This is a genomic window from Rothia sp. P6271, from assembly GCF_048512995.1.
Taxonomy (GTDB): domain Bacteria; phylum Actinomycetota; class Actinomycetes; order Actinomycetales; family Micrococcaceae; genus Rothia.
In genome coordinates this window covers 18,259-39,540 of sequence record NZ_JBLXXV010000006.1, presented here as the reverse complement: position 1 = coordinate 39,540, position 21,282 = coordinate 18,259, and the positions used below count along the sequence as shown (strand labels likewise).

18 protein-coding genes are annotated in these 21,282 nt (G+C 47.2%); 9 read left to right on the top strand and 9 right to left on the bottom strand.

All coding sequences use genetic code 11. The features are described from left to right. Positions 1 to 130 precede the first annotated feature (130 nt). On the bottom strand, positions 131 to 1,327 hold the full coding sequence (locus ACN08X_RS05790; RefSeq protein ID WP_419108189.1) for an RNase H family protein: 1,197 nt from the start codon (positions 1,325 to 1,327) through the stop codon (positions 131 to 133). 647 nt (positions 1,328 to 1,974) lie between these two features. Here ACN08X_RS05790 and ACN08X_RS05785 point away from each other — a divergent pair. Continuing rightward, positions 1,975 to 2,283, top strand: coding sequence for a putative quinol monooxygenase (locus ACN08X_RS05785; RefSeq protein ID WP_419102294.1), 309 nt, complete (start codon positions 1,975 to 1,977; stop codon positions 2,281 to 2,283). A gap of 72 nt (positions 2,284 to 2,355) precedes the next feature. Beyond that, positions 2,356 to 2,646, top strand: a complete 291-nt coding sequence (locus ACN08X_RS05780; RefSeq protein WP_419102293.1) for a putative quinol monooxygenase — start codon at positions 2,356 to 2,358, stop codon at positions 2,644 to 2,646. A gap of 111 nt (positions 2,647 to 2,757) precedes the next feature. On the opposite strand, the gene ilvD is transcribed toward ACN08X_RS05780, so the two are convergent. Then, positions 2,758 to 4,620 carry a dihydroxy-acid dehydratase gene (gene ilvD / locus ACN08X_RS05775; protein ID WP_419108188.1) on the bottom strand — a complete coding sequence of 621 codons (1,863 nt, stop codon included), beginning with the start codon at positions 4,618 to 4,620 and terminating at the stop codon, positions 2,758 to 2,760. 384 nt (positions 4,621 to 5,004) lie between these two features. Between ilvD and treR the strand changes: the two genes are divergently transcribed. Beyond that, a complete protein-coding gene (treR, locus tag ACN08X_RS05770) occupies positions 5,005 to 5,730 on the top strand; it encodes a trehalose operon repressor (RefSeq protein ID WP_419102291.1) in 726 nt (241 codons plus the stop codon). Positions 5,731 to 5,768: 38 nt separating this feature from the next. Continuing rightward, positions 5,769 to 7,439: an alpha,alpha-phosphotrehalase gene (gene treC / locus ACN08X_RS05765; protein ID WP_419108187.1), complete on the top strand. Its 1,671-nt coding sequence runs from the start codon at positions 5,769 to 5,771 to the stop codon at positions 7,437 to 7,439. Here the strand turns inward: treC and ACN08X_RS05760 are convergent. From ACN08X_RS05760 to ACN08X_RS05745, 4 genes are read right to left on the bottom strand one after another with little or no spacing between them, the layout of a single operon-like run. Further along, the gene (locus tag ACN08X_RS05760) at positions 7,436 to 8,374 is read right to left on the bottom strand and encodes an ABC transporter substrate-binding protein (RefSeq protein ID WP_419102289.1); all 939 of its coding nucleotides are present in this window, start codon (positions 8,372 to 8,374) and stop codon (positions 7,436 to 7,438) included. The two genes, treC and ACN08X_RS05760, sit on opposite strands and share 4 nt — an antisense overlap. 12 nt (positions 8,375 to 8,386) lie before the next feature. Continuing rightward, on the bottom strand, positions 8,387 to 9,046 hold the full coding sequence (locus ACN08X_RS05755; RefSeq protein ID WP_419102288.1) for an ABC transporter permease: 660 nt from the start codon (positions 9,044 to 9,046) through the stop codon (positions 8,387 to 8,389). After that, the gene (locus ACN08X_RS05750) at positions 9,043 to 9,687 is read right to left on the bottom strand and encodes an ABC transporter permease (RefSeq protein WP_419108186.1); all 645 of its coding nucleotides are present in this window, start codon (positions 9,685 to 9,687) and stop codon (positions 9,043 to 9,045) included. Before ACN08X_RS05750 ends, ACN08X_RS05755 begins: the two co-directional genes overlap by 4 nt. Before the next feature lie 26 nt (positions 9,688 to 9,713). Next, on the bottom strand, positions 9,714 to 10,805 hold the full coding sequence (locus ACN08X_RS05745) for an ABC transporter ATP-binding protein (protein WP_419102286.1): 1,092 nt from the start codon (positions 10,803 to 10,805) through the stop codon (positions 9,714 to 9,716). 60 nt (positions 10,806 to 10,865) lie between these two features. On the opposite strand from ACN08X_RS05745, the gene ACN08X_RS05740 reads away from it, so the two are divergent. After that, positions 10,866 to 10,988 carry a hypothetical protein gene (locus ACN08X_RS05740; RefSeq protein ID WP_419102285.1) on the top strand — a complete coding sequence of 41 codons (123 nt, stop codon included), beginning with the start codon at positions 10,866 to 10,868 and terminating at the stop codon, positions 10,986 to 10,988. 6 nt (positions 10,989 to 10,994) lie between these two features. On the opposite strand, the gene nadE is transcribed toward ACN08X_RS05740, so the two are convergent. Next, complete coding sequence (nadE, locus tag ACN08X_RS05735) at positions 10,995 to 11,819, bottom strand: ammonia-dependent NAD(+) synthetase (RefSeq protein ID WP_419108185.1); 825 nt, start codon at positions 11,817 to 11,819, stop codon at positions 10,995 to 10,997. 151 nt (positions 11,820 to 11,970) lie between these two features. On the opposite strand from nadE, the gene ACN08X_RS05730 reads away from it, so the two are divergent. Beyond that, complete coding sequence (locus tag ACN08X_RS05730; protein WP_419102283.1) at positions 11,971 to 12,468, top strand: DUF4870 domain-containing protein; 498 nt, start codon at positions 11,971 to 11,973, stop codon at positions 12,466 to 12,468. A 124-nt stretch (positions 12,469 to 12,592) separates the two neighbouring features. Here ACN08X_RS05730 and ACN08X_RS05725 read toward each other — a convergent pair whose 3' ends face one another. After that, positions 12,593 to 16,492 (bottom strand): S8 family serine peptidase, encoded by a 3,900-nt coding sequence (locus ACN08X_RS05725; RefSeq protein ID WP_419108184.1) that lies wholly within the window; start codon positions 16,490 to 16,492, stop codon positions 12,593 to 12,595. Positions 16,493 to 16,904: 412 nt separating this feature from the next. On the opposite strand from ACN08X_RS05725, the gene ACN08X_RS05720 reads away from it, so the two are divergent. Next, on the top strand, positions 16,905 to 18,197 hold the full coding sequence (locus ACN08X_RS05720; RefSeq protein ID WP_419102281.1) for an adenylosuccinate synthase: 1,293 nt from the start codon (positions 16,905 to 16,907) through the stop codon (positions 18,195 to 18,197). Positions 18,198 to 18,284: 87 nt separating this feature from the next. On the opposite strand, the gene ACN08X_RS05715 is transcribed toward ACN08X_RS05720, so the two are convergent. After that, positions 18,285 to 19,472 carry an MFS transporter gene (locus tag ACN08X_RS05715; protein ID WP_419106492.1) on the bottom strand — a complete coding sequence of 396 codons (1,188 nt, stop codon included), beginning with the start codon at positions 19,470 to 19,472 and terminating at the stop codon, positions 18,285 to 18,287. Positions 19,473 to 19,569: 97 nt separating this feature from the next. Here ACN08X_RS05715 and ACN08X_RS05710 point away from each other — a divergent pair, with 97 nt between their 5' ends. Then, positions 19,570 to 20,583 (top strand): magnesium and cobalt transport protein CorA, encoded by a 1,014-nt coding sequence (locus ACN08X_RS05710; RefSeq protein ID WP_419102279.1) that lies wholly within the window; start codon positions 19,570 to 19,572, stop codon positions 20,581 to 20,583. A gap of 117 nt (positions 20,584 to 20,700) precedes the next feature. Further along, entirely contained in the window at positions 20,701 to 21,264 is a 564-nt protein-coding gene (locus tag ACN08X_RS05705; RefSeq protein WP_419108183.1) for an RBBP9/YdeN family alpha/beta hydrolase, read from the top strand. Positions 21,265 to 21,282: the final 18 nt, after the last annotated feature.

Here is a 21,282-nt window from a genome sequence, read left to right as displayed (position 1 = left end):
TATATCCTCAGCAGTCAAATTGACGAGTTTTTATGACGCAATTGTTACGAAGATTATTTCCACTAGCCAACCGCGTTTTTTATGGGCAAAAATATATTCCTCCAAAAGTATTAATTTTTTATTGCCAACCTCAGCGCCAAAAACGGTTCCGCGCGTGAATAGCAGAAGGACGAATCTGAACCCACGAAGGACACTGCAAACGCACAGCCCTTTCACAATCAGTCAACGCCACAATAATCGACTCACACCGTTGGTTGAAAGCGTGAACATACCCCTTAGCAACCACCTGCCCCGGAAAATGACGATGCATCTTCGACACAGAATCCGAGGACTCTTGAAGACCATGCCCAGAATGTCCCGGAATATGTTTAACAATCACACGATAATCACGAATCGCTTCAGTGAGTTTCATCATCTCAGCAACAACTAAATGATCTTGAACACCCTCATTTACCCATTTCTCAAAAGAGCAACGGTTATGGGCAAGACGCAAGACAAACGTCAAAGCCCCCAAAGAATCAGTATGAATCACTAGCTGACGCCCAGGGTGATAAAAAATATTAAATGCTGCCAACATGGCAGAAAGCTCACCAGTCATAATATTCGTCGCATCATAATGCAAATGGAAGTAGAAGCCTTCTTCGCTGACACCACCGATACCCATACGACCGCCGCGAGAATACTGCTTGTTCTTTGAAGCGCGGAAAGAACAGTCTGTAAAAACCTCATATACGGGTAATTCTTCTACAGGACGTTCACGTTGGTCTTCTTCTTTCTCCTGACGAGCTATCTCGGCAGCACGCTGAATATGCTCATCCAGAATTTTTCGGTCACAATCACTCGTTAACCGGATATGTAATTCCCCCAAAGAATATGAGTCTTGAGGATTCAATAATTTCTCGATAGGACGATACTGCATAATGGTGCGTAACGTTGGAAACTGCTGAAAAAGAAGCTTCAAATAGCGCACATGAGCAGTAACCGTCACCAAATTATTCTTATAGAGCGCTGGGATGTACTCCCAACATTTAAGAATCGCTCTGCCAATCATGCGAACATGTGCCTCATCGCATGGCTCTAAAAGTGAATGAGAACAAGAGTCCGTCACCGGCTCAATCTCAAGTATTTCTCGATCACCGTTCTCACGGGAAATAAATATCAAACATGACAGCCCTGTATAACATCGTCCTTTTTCTTGAATTGATTCCATTAAGAGCGCGATAACAGCTACTCCTAAGTCTATAAACCCTTCTGGATACGAGGATGTATAGTCTGGGGCTTCCCATGTAAGCGTAGTTTTTTTAATATGTGCTGGTGATATTTTCATCTTCTCCACCTCCTTAAGTTGGAATGTTCCATCATTAAATATGTGGCGTGATGCCATCTGTCGAGCGGCTAACCCGCTCCTTATGATGCGCTGATAAATCGTTAAGATTTTTACTGATAAAACACTACGCAGGTGCAAGAAAATTATTCAATATTTAGGGTAAAGACTAGTAGATGTGCCTCATTCTTAAGGCTTTACGTATGGTTGTTGAGTCATCGCACTATCGTTTGCACATATATCTACACCTAGCTACGTAATATTGCTATCAGGTGTTTTCTCAGCGTTGCGCGTGTATTCAAAACAGGCGCTTGTATCATGAGGTCTAAAAAACAGCGAACAGAACATCGCGTGAACCGCTCTTATGAGAACTTAGAGCAGTAGCTTGTCCTCGAGATACGACAAAGCATATAACCAATTTCTACCCCCTTACGTTCTTTAAAACAGTTATCCCATATATATCTTTTATATCTTTTCTATGTGAACGAATCAACACTTTTTCTCTGCAAGAGCAAAAAGACAGAATATCCGCAGACAGCTATCATGGAATGTCCCACGTGCTGATACGCCCCTCGTCATCAGCCTCAAGCGGTGATAGGTTGATACCCCACACACAAGGAACCAAACACCCATATACTTTAAGGAGCATCATGATCGGCGTGTACGCACAAGCAATCATTAAAACCACCCATGCCCAAGAGTTTGAAAAAATAGCGCAGCACCTTGTTGACAAAGCTCAAGAAGAACAAGGTATGGTCAGCTATAACTTTGGGTCACTAGCCACCGAAGAACAACCGGCAGAACACCGAGAATACGCATTCATCGAACGATGGGAGTCCATCGAAGACCTCGAAACTCATATGGATACTGAGCATTTCAAAAAAGCTGACCAACAATGCCAGCGCCTTCTAGCATCTCCCATGCAAATTACCATCTATGAGCTTCCCACAGCGTCCTAACTGCTGTTAGGCTCTAAATACACCACATAATATGAGCCACATCCCAACCATTCTCATGTTAGGAGCAAAACCATGATTGGTGTTTTTGCCAAAGTATCCATCAAAGCAGAATCTATCGAAGCATTCGAAAAATCTGCACACACCCTCGTAGAAGCAACACGCTCCAACGATGAAGGACTCATCAGCTACGACTTTGGAACTCTCTCAGAAGAAGGCACCGAAGGCGAATACGCCTTCATCGAACGCTGGGAATCTCATGACGCACTCAAAGAGCACATGGGCAAAGAGCACTTCACCACAGCTGTTGGTGAGTGGGAAGAATACCTCGCAGAGCCCCTACAGGTAAGCGTCTACGACTTCTAAAAATTAGCACTGTTCCTCAAGGATGAGAGAAACAGAGCACGAAGAAGGGTGGGGTGGCACAGACATTATGTCTGTGCCACCCCACCCTTTATGTTGAGCTAAAAATATTTTTTAGACAGAAGTCTCGTCGCTGTACTCCGGCGGAAGAATACGCACACCACCCTTATCAGCAGAAGCGGCCATCATGCCATAGGCGCGAAGCGCCTTTGATACGCGACGCTCTCGCGGTTTTGAAGGCTTCCACGGAACAGCACCCTTGCGAGCGCGACGCTGTTCAAGAACCTCGTCCGAAAGGTTAACACGCAAAATACGGCGAGAAACGTCAATCTCAATTTCGTCGCCTGTTTCCACTAGTCCAATCGCTCCACCTGCTGCAGCTTCAGGAGAAACATGTCCGATAGAGATACCCGATGTGCCGCCAGAGAATCTTCCGTCTGTGATGAGCGCACAGGTTTTTCCTAGTCCAAGACCTTTAAGATACGAGGTGGGGTAGAGCATTTCTTGCATACCGGGGCCGCCTTTGGGGCCTTCATATTGAATGACCACGATATCGCCGGCTTGAACATTCTTTGAAAGAATTTCTCGTACTGCTTCATCTTGAGATTCCACAACAAAAGCTTTGCCAATAAAATGGAAAAGTTCTTCATCAATGCCAGCAGATTTGATGATGGCTCCGTCTTGAGCGATATTGCCACGTAGTACAGCAAGTCCACCGTCTTTGGTGTAAGCATGTTCAACAGAGCGAATACACCCGTTCTGCGCATCGTACTCGAGAGATTCGTATTGATTTGCGGTAGAAAATGCTACTGTTGTGCGGACACCACCAGGTGCAGCTTTGAAAAGTTCTTGCGCTTGTTCACTTGCTTTTCCGGAACGAATATCCCATGTGTTAAGCCATTGTTCTAGAGATTCAGAATGGACAGAATGAACGTTGGTGTTCAGTAGCCCAGCACGGTATAGCTCACCTAAGAGAGTAGGAATTCCTCCAGCACGGTGAACATGCTCAATATGGTATTTGGTGGAGTTTGGGGCTACTTTTGCTAAGCACGGGACACGTCGTGAGATGGCGTCAATATCGTCGAGGGTGAAATCTACTTCTGCTTCGTGGGCAATAGCAAGAATGTGTAAGACGGTGTTGGTCGATCCTCCCATTGCGACGTCTAGTGCCATAGCATTTTCGAAAGCTTCTTTTGTGGCGATAGAACGAGGTAAAACGGAATCGTCGTCTTGCTCATAATAACGTTTAGTGAGCTCAACGATGGTTTTTCCGGCATTGAGGAAAAGTTCTTTGCGAGCAATTTGGGTCGCAAGAGTGGTGCCGTTACCGGGTAGTGCTAGTCCGATTGCTTCGTTGAGGCAGTTCATGGAGTTTGCGGTAAACATGCCGGCACAAGACCCGCAGGTGGGGCAAGCATTCTTTTCGATTTGTGCGAGAGCTTCATCGGAGACTGATTCGTCAACGGCCATCACCATAGCGTCAACAAGGTCGAGGCGGTGTTCTACGATGTCTTCGATACCTTCTCCGGATTCCATTGGCCCGCCGGAGACAAAGATTGTAGGAATGTTAAGGCGCATTGCGGCAAGGAGCATTCCAGGTGTGATTTTGTCGCAGTTAGAGATGCAGACGAGGGCATCTGCTCGGTGCGCGTTGACCATGTATTCTACGGAATCTGCGATGAGGTCTCGTGAGGGAAGGGAATAGAGCATTCCATCGTGTCCCATGGCAATTCCGTCATCTACAGCAATGGTGTTGAACTCTTTTGCGACAGCGCCGGCTTCTTCGATAGCGCCGGCGACGAGTTGTCCCATATTTTTGAGGTGGACATGCCCTGGAACGAATTGTGTGAACGAGTTTGCGATGGCGATAATGGGTTTCCCGAAGTCTTCGTCGCCCATTCCGGTAGCACGCCATAGTGCGCGTGCACCAGCCATGTTACGACCGTGGGTAGAAGTACGTGAACGTAATTCGGGCATAGCTCTTCTTCCTTATGTTCTGTGGTGACTGTCCTCAAGTGTACGCCTGCTTCTGGGCAATCATTCAATTTCTTCCCGTGAAGTACTCATATTCCGAGAATATTGCTGCGCTAGTCTTAGCTTCCAATATGTGTTGAGGATACAACAGCTATCCAATTGTCCGTACCTGTAGCATAATATTGCGTTAAAATGAAAAAAATATGTCAAAAACTCTTATATGCCCCAAAGTACGTAACGCTTAGTTAACACGTAGACACTCTTATAAAGCACACCTAAACTTGTGCTGTACTGCCAAGCACTCATGGCTATATCCTTCCCACCTTTTATATGAGTGTTAGCAGCAGTTTTCGACGCATACACACACCATGAAGAGGTAATCGATCGATGGGAAAATATGAGCGTGTTTATCAAGACCTGTCAACAAAGATTGATGATGGCACCTACTCGGTAGGATCCCTCCTACCCAGCGAAAAACAGCTCACAGAACATTACGGAGTTTCACGCGAAACAGCTCGTAAAGCCTTAGCTCTCCTGACCAACCGCGGGTACATCCAAAAAATTATGGGTAAAGGATCCATCGTCATTAACCGACCCCAATATGCGCTTCCCGTATCCTTTATCGCTAGTTACCAAGAACTTGCAAATATCAGCGGTTTTAGCTTCTCTAGCAAAGTTATATCGTGCGGCGAAAAAGTTCACCACCCACCACATATCTTTAGGTCTATTACCCCATCATTCCCCACCGGTCCCTATTACTACCTAGAAACCGTGCACTATATTGATGGGGAACCCTCCATTATTGACCGAAACTATATTCTGTGTTCAGTGGTGCCGAGCATTCCGCGCAACGTTGCAGAAGAGTCCCTCTTCACCTACCTTGAAGACACATTAGGGCTTGCTATCTCTTATGCCAGTAAACAAATCAAAATCGAACCAGCAACAATCGATGACCGCGAACGCCTGAACCTAGCCGCCGGAGAATACGTCGGTGTTACCACAACGGTCACAAGCCTTGAAGACACCACAACATTCCAATTCACCGAATCACGCCACCGCGCCGATAAATTTGTGTACCAAGACTTTGCACGCCGACAACGATTCCACCACTAACCGCTAAGGAGTAGGCGACCTTCGCCATACCACTAACTATGCCGTGGACAGAACGCACCATCTATCAGATATACCCAAAATCTTTTTACGATAGTAACGGCGACGGTATCGGAGATATCCGCGGAATTATCGAAAAAATACCCTATATCGCGTCATTAGGAATCGATATGGTGTGGTTTAACCCGTTCTTCGTCTCCCCACAACACGATAACGGATACGACATCTCCGACTACTACAATATCGACCCAAGCATGGGCACCATGGAGGATGTTGAAGAACTCATCCAAAAACTCAACGCCCACAATATCGATGTCATGTTTGATATGGTGCTCAACCACGTATCAACCGAACACCCGTGGTTTCAAAAAGCACTCGCTGGAGAGAAAAAATACCACGACTACTTTTACATCCAAGCACCACAACAAGACGGTTCGCTACCGACCAACTGGGAATCTAAATTTGGTGGACCAGCATGGGAACCCTTCGGAAAAACCGGGCTCTACTATCTGCACCTCTACGATAAAACCCAAGCAGACCTCAACTGGCACAACCCTAATGTGCGTGAAGAACTCTTTAACATCGTCAACTTTTGGCTCAACAAAGGAGTACGAGGATTACGCTTTGACGTGCTCAACGTCATCGGTAAAGATAAACAGCTCTGCGACGCACCAGCTGGTGTCGTGGATAAGACACTCTACACCGACACCCCACAAGTTCATTCATGGGTCAAAGAGCTACATCAAAAAACCTTCGGACCATATCAAAACGTCATCACCGTAGGTGAAATGTCCTCAACAACCATCGAACATTCTATTGGGTACACCGAACCTAGCCGAGACGAATTATCGATGGTCTTTAGCTTCCACCACCTCAAAGTGGACTACGACAAAGGACAAAAGTGGACTAACACTCGTTTTGATTTTGCGTTACTCAAAGAAACTCTCAACGAGTGGGCTCTTCGCATGCAAAATGGTGGGGGCTGGAATGCTCTCTTCTTCAACAACCATGACCAGCCCAGAGCACTCAACCGTTTTGGTGATGCACAACAGTATCGCCAAGAATCTGCCACCATGTTAGCGACCGTAACGCACATGCTTCGAGGCACACCTTATATCTACCAAGGTGAAGAAATCGGAATGGTCGATCCAACATACTCCCAGATAAACCAATATGTAGATGTTGAAGCACACCACGCCTATCAGAGCCTACGAGCACAAGGACTCAGCGACGTGGAAGCCTTCAACATTGTTCGTACCAAGGCAAGAGATAACTCACGCGTACCTATGGCGTGGGATCACAGCACCTATGGTGGTTTTAGCGACGTACAACCGTGGCTCATGCCCACCCACGCACAGCAGATTAATGTTGCTCAAGAAGAACGTGATGGAAGAATCCTTCCCTATTATCGGAAGCTCATTCAACTGCGTAAACAATACGCGGTTATTGCCCGCGGAACGTATGCCCCCTATCAATTAGAGCACCCAGACATTTACGCATTCTTCCGTGAAGACCACAAACATCGTATGCTTGTAATCACCAATTTCTACGGCAAAAACAGCACCATTAGCGTGCCTGAAGAGTTCTCTCACGCGCAGATACTACTCAATAACCGTGAAGAAGAACCGCAGCTTACCCAATCAACAATTACTCTTGAACCCTATCAAGCTCTCGTGCTTCTTTACTCGCACTCAGCAGATAAAGAACACTAATCGTTCTTCTTCGAGGAGAAGTGTTCTTCCACCCACTCTTGAGCCACTTGTGAAGGGTTTGCTTTCTCCTGCCCAGAGACTCGACTATTCAGATGAATTAAGTCGTCCGTCGTCAACAGTGCAGACACTTCATCAAGAACTTGTGCTGCAGCATACGAAACATGTTGAGCGTTAATAACGGGTATCACTTGTTGAGCTAAGAAATTATTTTTGGGGTCATCAAGAACCACAAAATTATTCTGAGCAATTGCCGGATCGGTGGAAAAAATATTAGCAACCTGCACTTGATTATCTAATAACGCTTGAACGGTTAACGGCCCACCACCATCGTTAATAGGGTTAAACGAGGCTGGAGTGAAACCATATTTTTCTTTCATACCAGCTAACCCATAAGAACGTTCAGAGAACTCTGGAGGAGCACCAATCGAGAGCTGATCTTGATGTTGAGCGAGGTCAGCAAGAGAACGAATCCCATATTTTTGAGCGGTCTGCTCTGTTACCACCAGAGTATCTTTATCTTCTGCCGGCGAAGCCTGTAAAACGGCTAAAGAAGAAGGCAAAGCCTTAGGCAACGCTTGAAGTATCTCTTCTGGAGATGTTGCAGACGTTTGAGCATCAAAATATAAAAGAAGGTTACCCGAATAGTCGGGAACAACACTAATAGTTCCTTCTTCTAAAGCACCAAGGTACGCCTCACGTGCACCAATTGCTGGTTGTGTCTGAGCCGATAGTCCGCGAAGGTTAAGGGCACTTGCATAAATCTGAGCAATAATCTGAGACTCTGTAAAATCTGCTGAACCGACCACAATAGTCTCAGATGGGTTAGCAGTACCAAAAGCAGTATTTCCAGAAAGCCCACACGAAGAAAGCGCCAACGAGGTAACACCCACACCAGCAAGACCAAATATTTTTCGGCGAGAAAGAGAAGCAGTCATATCAACAAAGTCCTAACGAATATGAGAAGAAGTAACGAGCCGTTGCACCAAGCTCAACAGAATATCGACAAGAAACGCTAAGGCAGCAACAAGAACTACGGCGGCAACCATACGGGTGTAATCTCGAACAGCTAAACCATCAATGAGGTATCGCCCTAATCCGCCAAGATTGATATAAGCCATCACCGTAACCGTAGCGATTACCTGCAACGTGGCGTTACGAATACCACCAAAAATTACGGGTAATGCTAGTGGCACCTCAACCCGCCACAGAATCTGCCATTCTGTAAGACCTTGGGCACGAGCAGCGTCCACTGTTGTAGCGTCCACAGAAGAAATACCGGCATAGGTTCCCGCCAGTAGAGGAGCCAACGCAAGAAGAATCAGAGCCAACGCCGGAGCAGTAAAACCAATACCAAGCCACAACGCAAATAACGTCAACAAACCAAGAGTCGGCAAAGAACGTAAAGCGCCAGTTATCCCAACGATAAGAGACTCTCCCTTACCGGTATGACCGACCCACAAACCTAACGGTATGGCGATAGCCGCAGCAATAAGCAGAATAATCCCCGAATAGCTCAGGTGCTCAATGATGCGCTGCCAAATACCACCAGGAGCTGTCCACGCACCCTCAGCAGTAAACCATGCCCACGTTTTATCAAAAATATTCATAGCTTCCTCCACCGTGTCAGCAATGCGCCTGCGCTAGCTAATAAACGGTCCAAGACGAGAGCCAAAAGAAGAGTTCCAATAATTCCTGTCCAAATTTCAGCTGGTAAGTCACGACGTAAACCGTCGGTAAATAGCGTTCCTAAAGACTGAATACCGATAATAGCTCCCACCGAAACCATGGAAATATTTGATACTAAAGCAACACGTAAACCAGCCATCATCACCGGAATAGCAAGTGGTAATTCTACGAACCAGAAACGAGATATAGGACGATAACCCACAGCAGTAGCAGCTTCAAGGGTTATCGGAGACACTGATTCAAAAGCATCGACAGCCGAACGCACCATCATCGCAATAACGTATAACGTCAATGCCACGTAGACGTTAAGCACTGATGTGATAGAAGTGCCCAAAATCAACGGCATCACCACAAAAAGCGCAAGAGAAGGAATGGTATATAGTAACGCAGCAAAGTTGACGACCGATGAACGTCGAACCTTCCCCCAACGAGTACTCTTTTCTGTGGAACGTCCATCTCGACGACGACCTAAAGCAAGACGAGCTAAAGGAATGGCTATAAGAGTTCCGGCAATAACCGGAATCACCGATTGAAGAAGATGTAAGACTAGCAGGTGTAACACATAAGTACTGTTAGAAATCAGCCAGCTCACACACTCACCCCATAACGTCGGTGGCGTTCTGCCTCTGTAGCGTCAAGAACATCATCAGAGTTTAGAAGACCTTTAACGTAGCCTTCATCATCAATAACGACGCCCCAACCTGAAGGTGAAGAAAGAACAGAATCTAAAGCGTCACGTAAGTTACCACCTTCACGATACAGCGAACCGCCTGCAACGAGTCTGTTGTCGATAAACCATCCGGCGGGTTTTCCGTCCTCAACGTTAAGTTTCCACCGCTGCCATGGGGTATTGAGACTATCGAGAGGGTACACTTTGAGCCCCTCTCCTGAGGCGAAGGTTAACCGTCGCATGCCACGGTCACGCCCAATAAAGGAAGCCACAAAATCGTTAGCTGGTTCGCGAAGAATTTCCTCTGGAGAACCAACTTGCGCTAACTCCCCCTCAGAAAACACAGCAATATAATCGCCAAGAAGAATTGCCTCATCAATATCATGCGTTACAAAGATAATGGTTCTATTCAAGGTCTTTTGAAGCCTCAATAACTCATCTTGAAGATCTTTACGCACCACCGGATCTACAGCAGAAAACGGTTCGTCCATCAAAAGGATGGAAGAATCATTTGCTAATGCACGAGCAACGCCAACGCGTTGCGCTTGACCGCCAGAAAGTTCTGAAGGGTATCTTTTCGCTAAAGAACGGTCTAAGCCCACCGTGTCCATTAGTTCACACGCTTTTGTGCGAGCAAGTGAACGACGCATACCGTTAAGGCGCGGAACTGTTGCAATGTTATCGACGATAGTTCGATGAGGCATCAGCCCTGCCTGTTGCAACACGTATCCCATAGAACGACGTAGCTGATAGTCACGGATGCTGTGGTTTGGTTCGCCATGAACAAGAATCTCTCCTTGGGTTGGCTCAATCATGCGGTTAATCATGCGCAATGATGTAGTTTTTCCGCAGCCAGAGGGGCCAACAAAAACCGTGATTTTTCCTTCAGGAATACTTAGATTGAGATTGTTAATAGCGGTAACCTCACCGTATTTTTTGGTGACGTTACGAAACTCAATAGCGTTCTTGAGGTGATGAGTAGAGTGTGTTTCGTGGTGTAGTTGTCCCACAGGTGTCCTTGTGTTCAATGGAGGGTTTTCGCATAGATGAGGGTAACAATCATCTGATATGTGAAACAGTACAATCTAGAAAATTATTCCCTGCCCATCAAGAAAGGTGGGGTTGCTGAAGATACTACTGAGCAACCCCACCTCCTTGACGTTATGATGATGTTCTGCCTTCGACGCGACTAGCCTTAACTAATCTTGATACCACGTATCAAAGATAGTGACAGGGATAGTTCTCTTATGACGAGTGCGCATAAAACGCTGTTCGAGGTTCTGTGCTACAGCGTCAGAGACCGTTTTTCCTTCAAGGTAGTCATCAATATCGTCGTAGCTTAGTCCGAGTTCATCTTCATCGGCACGTCCAGGCACTCCGTCGAGCAAATCTGCAGTGGGTACTTTCTCCCACAGACGCTTCTGTGCACCTAATTCTTTAAGTAATTCGCGGTTCTGACGTTTGTTCAGACCGTATAAAGGAAGGATATCAGCACCGCCGTCACCAAACTTTGTGAAAAATCCCGTGATAGATTCGGCGGCATGGTCTGTTCCAACTACTAAAAGATTTTTCTGACCGGCGAGAGAATATTGGGCGATCATGCGTGAGCGAGCCTTGATATTTCCCTTATTAAAATCGGAGGAGCTCTCCCCTAACGCATGAGCAAACTCTTGAGTAAAGCCATCTACTGCGGGAGCAATGTTATAGGTGATGCTCTGCTGAGGTTGAATAAACTCTAAGGCTTGTTGAGCATCAGCTTCATCAAATTGCACCTTATATGGAAGTCGTACCGCAATAAATTCTGCGGGAGTTCCTTCTTCTGCTAGTTTTTCGACAGCGAGCTGGCATAGTCTTCCAGCAAGGGTAGAATCTACGCCACCGCTAATACCTAAAACAAAGCCCCGAGTATGACTTGCTTTGAGGTAATCACAAAGAAATTGCACTCGTTGGCGAATCTCTTCTGCAGGGTTAATGCTGGGTTTGACGCCCATCTGTTCAATAATTTTTGCTTGTATATCGCGCATAGTCCCTATCGTACTCGTGTGCTTATCCCAACCATAGGGGTTTATCCTCCTAAAGGATGATTTATTCTGCAGCTCCCCCCACCCTCATGGTGAGATAGTTACTATGGTTATCATCGAAAACTCTCAGATTCTGATAAGAAAGAGCAACGCTATGAGCGATCAACACCCCTCGGAGCCGATACCTCCAACCGACGCAACAACACCCATGGATTTTTATGGCAACTATACGCATCAGGCACCGCACGATTCTGAGAATTTCTACGATGCTTCAGGTGTAAAAATCAGCGATAAAGAACGAAGCATTGCCGTTTTATCACATATTCTTCCGATTATTTTTCTTTTCCTTTCTGCCGGCACTCTCAGCATCTTTTCTCCTCTGATCATTTGGTTTATCTATCAAGACAACCCAGATTATCGGTTCGCTTCAGCATCTGCAGCCCGCGCTTTTAACTTTAATCTCACTCTGATGACCATCAATATTGTGGCAATTATTCTGACACTTCTCACCTTCGGATTAGCCATTTTTGTACTGTTCATTACATTGGTCATTACATCTCTTATGCTACTGATTTTCCATATCAATGGCGCCCTTTCCGCTCGCCAAGGCACCATTTATGAATATCCACTACAGATTCGTGTTCTTAAATAATTTCTATTATCAGTTCTACTTGTCATAATAAAATCCATAAAGCAAAGAGTCCTTGTTGTTCATGCTGCAGCACGAACAACAAGGACTCTTATTATCTAGTGGAATATCATTCCACTAGATTGTTTTAGCGTCCGGAGAGAACTCCACGATCGTAACGATAGATAAACGCTGCCATCTGATCACGATTCACTGGTGACAGGGCACGGAAGGTTCCATCTGGCCAACCGCGAGTAATACCCTGCTCTTCCATCCATGAAATCTCCTTGTAGAAGACGTAATCCGTGGAAAGATCGCTGAAAGCAGAAACGCTTGGTGCAGTGTACTCTGGTGATCCTGCCATGCGGTAGAAGAACGCTGCCATCTGATCACGATTCACAGGAGTCATGGGGCGGAAGGTTCCATCTGGCCAACCGCGAGTAATACCCTGATCGTGCATCCATGCAATTTCCTTGTAGAAGACGTAATCCGTAGGAACATCCTTGAAGGGGGATACGCTTGGTGCAGTGTACTGAGGTGATCCTGCCATGCGGTAGAAGAACGCTGCCATCTGATCGCGATTCACAGGAGTGAATGGACGGAACGAACCGTCTGGCCAACCACGAGTAATACCGCGTTGAGCTAACCAAGAAATTTCCTGATAGAAAGGATGAGTCTTGGAAACGTCAGTGAAGTGCGGGTCAAAAGCGGTGATAGGCTCTTCAGCCGATACTGCCATAACCTGTGCACGATCACCGTGAACACCCTGTTTGATGCCGGAGAGGTTTCCGGTCGCGTTATGAGTGAAAAGGAACAACGCCTTATCGTCTTTGTTGGTACCGTTACGGTGAGCTTGGAGTTTGTCGCCCGCTTTGAAAAGAACGGGAGTCAAGAAGTCATCAGAGCTGAACCATAGTTCAGGTGCTACAGGGTTGTAGGTGATGACATCACTCGTATCAACCGGAAGGCTTTCACCGGTTTCTGGATCAAGGTTACCAAGGTACTTGCTGAATGCTTTGACCTGGTAATTGATGGTTACTGGCGAAGAGCCGTCGATACCCAATGCAGATAGGCGGATAGGAAGAACCAAGGTGTTGCTGTCCATAGTATTGGTATCGACGTCACCGAAAGCACCGTTGAGAGGAAGGATATCGAGAACCTCAACTTTTCCGCTAGCGTTTGGTCCTTTAAGCGCCACCACTGGGTAGTCCAAGCCCTTAGGCATCATGGTGTATGCGGTGTAGTCAGTAGTACCATCGTTATTTGTATCGATAGATACTTCAAACGATGCATCAGATGGGGTCAAGGAATCCCATGTTCCCCAAGTAGAGATACCAATACCGAGCATGGCCTCGCTGGGGTCACCCTTTTCAGCAAGAATCTGAGGCAGAGTTGAAGAAGCACCAACGTACTGCAAATCTGCAGACTGCATGGTAGGTCCATTCAGGTCACCGGTGGGAATACGTCCACTGGTGTAACCTAGCTGGAAAGCTCCAAGACCAGCACGGTATCCCTTAAGATCAAGGTTCTTACCACTGATAGTTAGTTCTTTTTCAAGGGAACGTCCGAAGTCAATATTCTCTCCATCAACTTTAAGTGAGGAAGAGGGCTTCGGAGCAATGTGCAGTGGTACACGAAGGTGGCTTTGAGCATCACGAAGCTCTAAACGACCAGAATCAGTAGCAATAAACTGTCGTTCGTATTCGCCAAGCTGCTTTTCAACAGTTGCCTTATCAAAGGTCTTTTCCATGCGATTGCGATCGATATGAGCAGTAATCACAATGGTCTTTTTCTGTCCTGCGCCAACAGTAACAGATTCAGGGTAACTAAAATCTACGCCAGGCATATCAACGCTTGGAGCGTAGGATACCTTGAAAGTGCGCTCAGAAGCGGACTTGTTTTCAACAGTAAGTTTACGCGCGAAAGTTGCGGTATCTTCAGTAACTTCTACAACACCGAATGCGACAGAGACCTGCTGAGGTGAGTCAGCGTTGTACACCAAAACATCGTTGTTGATAGCAGCTAGAGCATCGACACGTCCGCTACCGGTACGCTCCACAGAATAGATGTTTCCTTCACTATCACGAACATCGTGAGTAGCGGTGTTCATGATAGTGCTCTTAACCTGAGCTGGAGTGTAGTCTTTGTGGGCTTCCATCACGAGTGCAGCAATGCCAGCAACATGTGGAGTTGCCATAGAAGTACCGCTCATGGTCAAGGAACCGTTGCCCAACCCGACACCAGCGGAAACGATGCTTGTACCAGGTGCAGCAACATCTGGTTTAACGTTTCCGTAGCTTCCATGGTCACCACGAGAGGAGCTTGTGTTCAATGTGTCAAAGTTGCCAGATTCGAATTGCATAGCGCCACGCCATTCAGGGTTAACCTGAATCTTGAGGTTTCCGGCAGCAGCAGCGGCACGAACCTTTGCTGCACTGGACTTGTTCAAACGAACACCAGGAATGGTACGGTTACCAGCAATACCAGCATTTTCTGCTTCAACAGCGCCGGCAAGGACAACGCCCTTACCGCCAGCAGCTTCAATGTTGTTGAAACGTGTTGCAGAACCACAGGGGAAGGAACCTGGTTCATCTTCCCAGTCAATCCATACCCATTTGCCCGCGAAGTCGACACCGTCAAAAGCGTTACAACCGAAGCGATTATCAGCTGGTGCCATAACGACGTCGCCCATAAGGTCTTCTGGTCGAGCGGCATCATAGTCAAAGTTGACGCTGTAGTCACCGATTAAGTCCATAGGCTTATCAGACCCAACAGTAGCAACAACCTTATCGCCGTGTGCGATAGATCCAACCGAGTTAGCAACGGTCAAAGCACTTGGGGCGTTGCCGGGGTTACCACCAATAGAGTAGATATCGTCAGAGTTACCAGCAGCAACGACAGAGAGGACGCCCGCACGAGTCAGAGCTTCGACAATAGCGTTTTCAGGGTCATCAACAGGTCCGTAGTCAGCGCCAAGAGACATGTTCACAACTTGAGCCATATCGTCAAAGTTGCCATCACCGTTAGGATCAAGCACGCGGTCGAGAGCCTCGCCAGTAAGGTTAGTGCTACCATCACAACCGAATACACGCAGGCTCACGAGCTTTGCTTCTGGAGCAGAGCCAGGACCAATTTGCATATTGTGGACGTCATCCGCAGTGAGTTTGTTATAGTCGCCTTGGAATGTTTCGCCGTCAGAGTTAACACCGTATCCAGCAGCAGTACCTGCTACGTGAGTTCCATGTCCAGCGGCTTTACAGTCTAACGGGTTGTTATCTGGTTTCGGGATGCTTGTTTCAGGATTCCGTGCATCGTAATCATCACCAGCAAAGTCGTATCCGCCCACAAATTTCTGTGGGTTGTATAGTCCTGAACGGGTAGAAGGAAGATCCGTTGAGTTCTTCGCCTTTTGATAGGCTTCCTCAGTTCCAGGGCCACCAAAATCGGCGTGAGTGTAATCAAGTCCTGTGTCAATCACAGCGATGGTGACGTCTTTACCAGTCTTTCCGGTATTAACCCATGAAGCCAGTGCTTTAGTGTCTACGTCAGAAACAGAGTTTGCAGGGAATTTCTGGGTAATAGGAGTAATGCGCTCAACGTCTTTACGCTTCGCAAGCTGTCGAATAGCTTCAGCATCACCAAGAATAGCTGCACCACGAACAGTGTTGTGAGTGGTGTACAGCAATGTCGCATCAGAGTTCTGAGCGACAGATTGCCCTTGAGATTCAACGGCAGAGGCAATTGACTGCACGCGGCCTTTAGCTTCTACCGGCGCTTTATCGCCGTTGAGAACTTCGGCGGGCTGGGTTAGTTCGAATGCGCCTTGGCCTTTGAACTGAACAAAAGCTGCAATTTTTCCTTCAGCTTTTTTCATGGATTCAGACAAAACTTCGTTTGCTGCATCCTTCAGGTTAGTGATAGGCGATTGGCTATTGGACTCAGTAATAACTGCCTGTGCGCCGGGGAGCATGGATACTGCCATGCTGACTCCGGCAACAGTAGCTATACATGAGCGAGCCACTTTCCTACCGAAAGGGTGGTGTTTCATAGAAAACTCCTGTGAATTCAACATTACGCGAGTGACACGTAACACTCATGTTCCCTAGCATTACGGTGCAGGTCAAGTAAGAAACAGTTAATTGCCCATTAAAACGCCTAGTAATTCCACAATATGGAATTTTGGGTAGAAATGACCTCATCTCACCACCACCCACAACACACAACACCAAAAGCAAACTGACTATCACATCAACACGGAATACACACAGCTACACCACAAAGCTATAGCCAGCCGAATAAATCACTGTATTCTAGTACATGGTGTGTTTTCTGAGCCGTATCAAAAAGCTAACAACCCTCAAAACACTTTGAGAATCACAACGCCACTAAGCTATGGACAGCACACACCGCACTGTTCGTGAAATCCGAACGGTGAAGCACTCAAAGGAGCATGACCCAATATGCCAGCAATAGTTATCGTCGGCGCTCAATGGGGCGACGAAGGTAAAGGTAAAGCAACTGACCTCCTCGGCGGAAGAGTCGACTACGTCGTCAAACCCAACGGAGGAAACAACGCCGGACACACCGTCGTCGTTAACGGTCAGAAATTCGAGCTAAAACTCCTACCCGCCGGTATCCTCTCTGAAAACGCAACCCCCGTCATCGGAAACGGCGTCGTCATCAACCCCGAAGCACTCTTCGAAGAAATTGACGGACTCGAAGCACGCGGAGCAGACACCTCAAAACTCAAAATCTCCGCAAATGCACACCTCGTTGCCCCCTACCACCAGACCATGGACAAGGTAACCGAACGCTTCCTCGGCAAACGAGCCATCGGCACCACCGGACGAGGAATCGGCCCCACCTATATGGATAAAGTAGGACGCCTCGGCATCCGCGTACAAGACATCCTCGACGAATCCATCTTGCGTCAAAAAGTTGAAGGCGCACTCCGCCAAAAAAATGAACTCCTCGTCAAGGTCTACAACCGCCGACACGTAGAAGTTGAAGAAATCGTCGAGTACTTCATGCAATACGCAGACCGACTCAAACCCATGATTGTTGAATCCACCCAACTACTCAACAACGCACTCGACGAAGGTAAAACCCTCCTTATGGAAGGTGGACAAGCGACTTTCCTCGACGTAGACCACGGAACATACCCCTTCGTCACCTCCTCAAACCCCACCGCCGGCGGAGCATCAGTCGGTTCAGGAGTCGGACCCACCCGCATTTCACGAGTCATCGGAATCCAAAAGGCCTACACCACTCGTGTGGGTGCGGGCCCCTTCCCCACCGAACTCTTTGACGAGATGGGAGACTTCCTCCGAACCACCGGCGGAGAATTCGGTGTTAACACCGGACGGCCTCGCCGTTGCGGCTGGTACGATGCCGTTCTCGCACGCCAAGCTGTACGCATTAACGGGTTTACCGACTTGTTCATCACCAAATTGGATGTGCTTACCGGTCTCGAAAAAATTCCTGTCTGCGTCGCCTACGACGTCGACGGAGTACGCCACGACGAAATGCCCATGACACAATCTGAGTTCCACCACGCAAAACCCATTTTCGAATATTTTGACGGATGGAATGAAGACATCACCGGAGCAAAAACCCTCGAAGACCTCCCCGAGAACGCCCGCAAATACGTCGAAAAACTTGAAGAAATTTCTGGTTGCCGTATCTCTGCCATCGGTGTTGGACCCGACCGCGATAACACCATCGTCGTCCGAGATCTTATCGACAACGACTAATATTCCATCCACTACGTCAAAGGGTGGTGTGCTGTTCCCCATTTCTCAGGGAACAACACGCCACCCTTTGGCATATTAACAACGACCTTATGAACGACGCGAACCGGAACTCTTCATATCACCAAGCCCCATCACCACGGCACCAGCTAAGACGAGTACCGCCCAAATCCACCAAGCAACAGAAAAACCAGCTACTTGTGCCATCGCACCAACAGCTAAACCGCCTAACCCCGTACCAATATCAAAGTTTGAGTTCCATAGAACAGCTGCACCAGCACCATTTTTAGCCCCAGCATCTGCCAAGGCACGCACCATAGAAACACTCTGCAAGAACCCATAACCAATACCTAAAATAACGGTAGAGACAATAAAAACTGTGGCACGAGAAGAACCTTCTTCCATGCCTGCAGAAATACCGATACCAGCAATACCCACCGAAGAAGCACCCAAAATAGGGGTCATCAAAATACGTGTACCCCAGCGATCAGTCAAAGAACCACCGTATAAACGGGTTGGAACCCCCACCGCCGTCAAACACAATAACGCTAACGTTGCCAGTGCCGGTGTATAACCTAGCTCGGTAGCAAACGTAAAGAATGCTCCGCCAGCGGCAGTAATTAATGTCAAGGTCAAAAGAGCCGGCCAGATTCTAAGAATTACAAGACCAAGACCATCTACACCTTCGCCAGAAGGTTCAGCAGAAGTCTGTTCTTCTACAAGACGCCCTAACTTCCAGGCAAAGGGAGCACCAACTACCGCGATGAGTCCACTGCTGAGCACAAAACCGTACCCAAGAACCTCAATAAGCCACGGCGCAAGAGGAGTAAAAATAACTTGCGGAATAGCGGCAGCTAAACCATATAAGCCAACAGCAGTCCCTCGACGGTGACTAGGAATAAGAATAGACAACGCTGTTGAGCCGCACACCGTCACAATACCAAAACCAATACCGCGCAAAGCAGAACTTAAAAGAACCACCCATAGGTCTGAGCTAAGAGCCTGTAATGGTGAAGGGAGGCCCATGAATAAAGTGCCTGCGCACACTGTGACGGGCCAGCCGATATAGGTTAACATTTTGCGTACCGCAACCAGCTGAGTTAAGACGGTAACTCCCATGAGGGTAGCTGTCACTAAGCCCGCACCAGAAGCACCAGCACCTCCAGCAGTAACCCATGCAGGAGACGCCGGAAGAAGTATTGATAAGCTACTCATCACGGCAGCAAAGGTGGCAAGAATAGGAACCATGCCGGGCATACGAAGAACGTTCTCTTGCATCTTTTCTTTCTATCAGAGGAGTAACTGTCGGCAAAAACACCGACAAACTAGCGTATCACTCCAAAACAATATCTACAGAAGCTTTACGATTGTTGCTATGCCTATTCTCGTCAACACCATCAACCTGCCCGACGGTTCTTCAACTAGTAGCGATTCTTTAGAGAACACGCATTCACTATTACGTGAACAGCCAGAGTCTGTAGCGTTTATTGGAATGAGAGATCCCAGCGTTGAAGAGATGCGAAGTCTCGTTGAAAAATTTGGGATGAATGAGCTCGCAGTAGAAGACTCGATGGAAGGTCATCAACGAGCCAAAATTGACCGTTATGGCGACAGCTATTTTTTGGTGTTACGACCGGCAGTGTACCGTGACCGTGAAGAAGAGATTCGACTCGGTGAAATTCACTTATTCATGGGGCCAAATTTTCTTGTCAGTATCATCAAAGACTACCTACGAGAAGAGCAGGATATTCGTCAGCTCTTCGCTCAAATTGCAGGGCAAATGGGTGGGCAAGACAGCTCATGGGACATGATGCACCTCATTCTTGACGCCGTAGTTGATGGTTACACCCCTGTTATTGATGGTTTAGAGAATGATGGCGACGAAATTGAAGACAGTCTCTTCTCACGTGAAGATGTAGATTCTTCTAAAATCTCACAACGTATTTATGAACTACTCAACGAGGTTGCAGACTTTAAACGTGCATGTAAACCTATGACAACAATTCTTGACCTGTTAATGGGTAGGCTCAGAATGCTCCGATACCGTGATGATTCTGAAGAACAGTTAGAAATTCTTCGCCGTTTCCGAGATGTGCACGACCACGCCATTCTTGTCAATGAACGTCTTGACGATTTACGCAACTCGTTACAAAACGCTTTAGAGGTCAATAGTACCCTTGTCGCAGAACGACAAAACGATGATATGAAGAGAATTTCAGCGTGGGCGGCAATTCTTGTTGCTCCAACGATTATCGGAGCTATCTACGGTATGAACTTTGATAACATGCCAGAGCTTCATTGGAAGTATGGTTACCCGTTTTCTCTTGCACTAATGTTTGGTATATCCATGTTTTTGTGGGGGCTGTTTAAGCGTAAAGATTGGTTATAAAAGAACCGCTCTGTACATATCATAAAATCTGGTTTCATAAGATGATGTTGAACCGTTAACGGTATATCGCATCATCTCTAAGATACTATTCCAGTATTACTGGCTATCGGAAGAATAATGATGAAATTTCTACTCGTTCCCGGATATATGAACTGTACACCGGGGCACTGGAGCCGGTGGCTCTCAGAAACGTACCAAGACTTCATCACGGTAGAACAAGACGACTGGGCGCACCCTGTCCGAGAACAGTGGTTACAACGACTTCACCACACCATCACTCATATCACAGAGCCGTTATTCCTCATTGGTCATAGCTGTGGTGGTGCACTTATCGCCCAATGGGCAGAAGAATACGGGCAAGAAACCCATAGTGCCCCTGTCCTTGGTGGTATTCTTGTCGCTCCTGCCGATGTAGAATCTGCAACCCTATACCCCGACATTAAAGCCCAATCACCATTACCTAGCGGGAAACTCCCCTTACCTATCCATATCATTGCTTCAACCAATGACCCCAACACCACCGTCGAACGCTCCAAAGAGTTTGCCCAACGCTGGGGAACAACTTTAGAGTTCGTCAAAGATGGAGGTCATTTAGATACGCCTGACGGGTTTGGGCAGTGGCCGTATCTTGCACATTTGATTGAAGAACGCTCTGGGCAAAAGTTACGCCCGCATAACTAATAGCTATGATGCGGGCGT

Coding starts and splice junctions, on each gene's coding strand:
- ACN08X_RS05790 (WP_419108189.1), bottom strand. CDS start 1,327: ATGAAAATATCACCAGCACATATTAAAAAAACTACGCTTACATGGGAA.
- ACN08X_RS05785 (WP_419102294.1), top strand. CDS start 1,975: ATGATCGGCGTGTACGCACAAGCAATCATTAAAACCACCCATGCCCAA.
- ACN08X_RS05780 (WP_419102293.1), top strand. CDS start 2,356: ATGATTGGTGTTTTTGCCAAAGTATCCATCAAAGCAGAATCTATCGAA.
- ilvD (WP_419108188.1), bottom strand. CDS start 4,620: ATGCCCGAATTACGTTCACGTACTTCTACCCACGGTCGTAACATGGCT.
- treR (WP_419102291.1), top strand. CDS start 5,005: ATGGGAAAATATGAGCGTGTTTATCAAGACCTGTCAACAAAGATTGAT.
- treC (WP_419108187.1), top strand. CDS start 5,769: ATGCCGTGGACAGAACGCACCATCTATCAGATATACCCAAAATCTTTT.
- ACN08X_RS05760 (WP_419102289.1), bottom strand. CDS start 8,374: ATGACTGCTTCTCTTTCTCGCCGAAAAATATTTGGTCTTGCTGGTGTG.
- ACN08X_RS05755 (WP_419102288.1), bottom strand. CDS start 9,046: ATGAATATTTTTGATAAAACGTGGGCATGGTTTACTGCTGAGGGTGCG.
- nadE (WP_419108185.1), bottom strand. CDS start 11,819: ATGCGCGATATACAAGCAAAAATTATTGAACAGATGGGCGTCAAACCC.
- ACN08X_RS05730 (WP_419102283.1), top strand. CDS start 11,971: ATGAGCGATCAACACCCCTCGGAGCCGATACCTCCAACCGACGCAACA.
- ACN08X_RS05725 (WP_419108184.1), bottom strand. CDS start 16,492: ATGAAACACCACCCTTTCGGTAGGAAAGTGGCTCGCTCATGTATAGCT.
- ACN08X_RS05720 (WP_419102281.1), top strand. CDS start 16,905: ATGCCAGCAATAGTTATCGTCGGCGCTCAATGGGGCGACGAAGGTAAA.
- ACN08X_RS05715 (WP_419106492.1), bottom strand. CDS start 19,472: ATGCAAGAGAACGTTCTTCGTATGCCCGGCATGGTTCCTATTCTTGCC.
- ACN08X_RS05710 (WP_419102279.1), top strand. CDS start 19,570: ATGCCTATTCTCGTCAACACCATCAACCTGCCCGACGGTTCTTCAACT.
- ACN08X_RS05705 (WP_419108183.1), top strand. CDS start 20,701: ATGATGAAATTTCTACTCGTTCCCGGATATATGAACTGTACACCGGGG.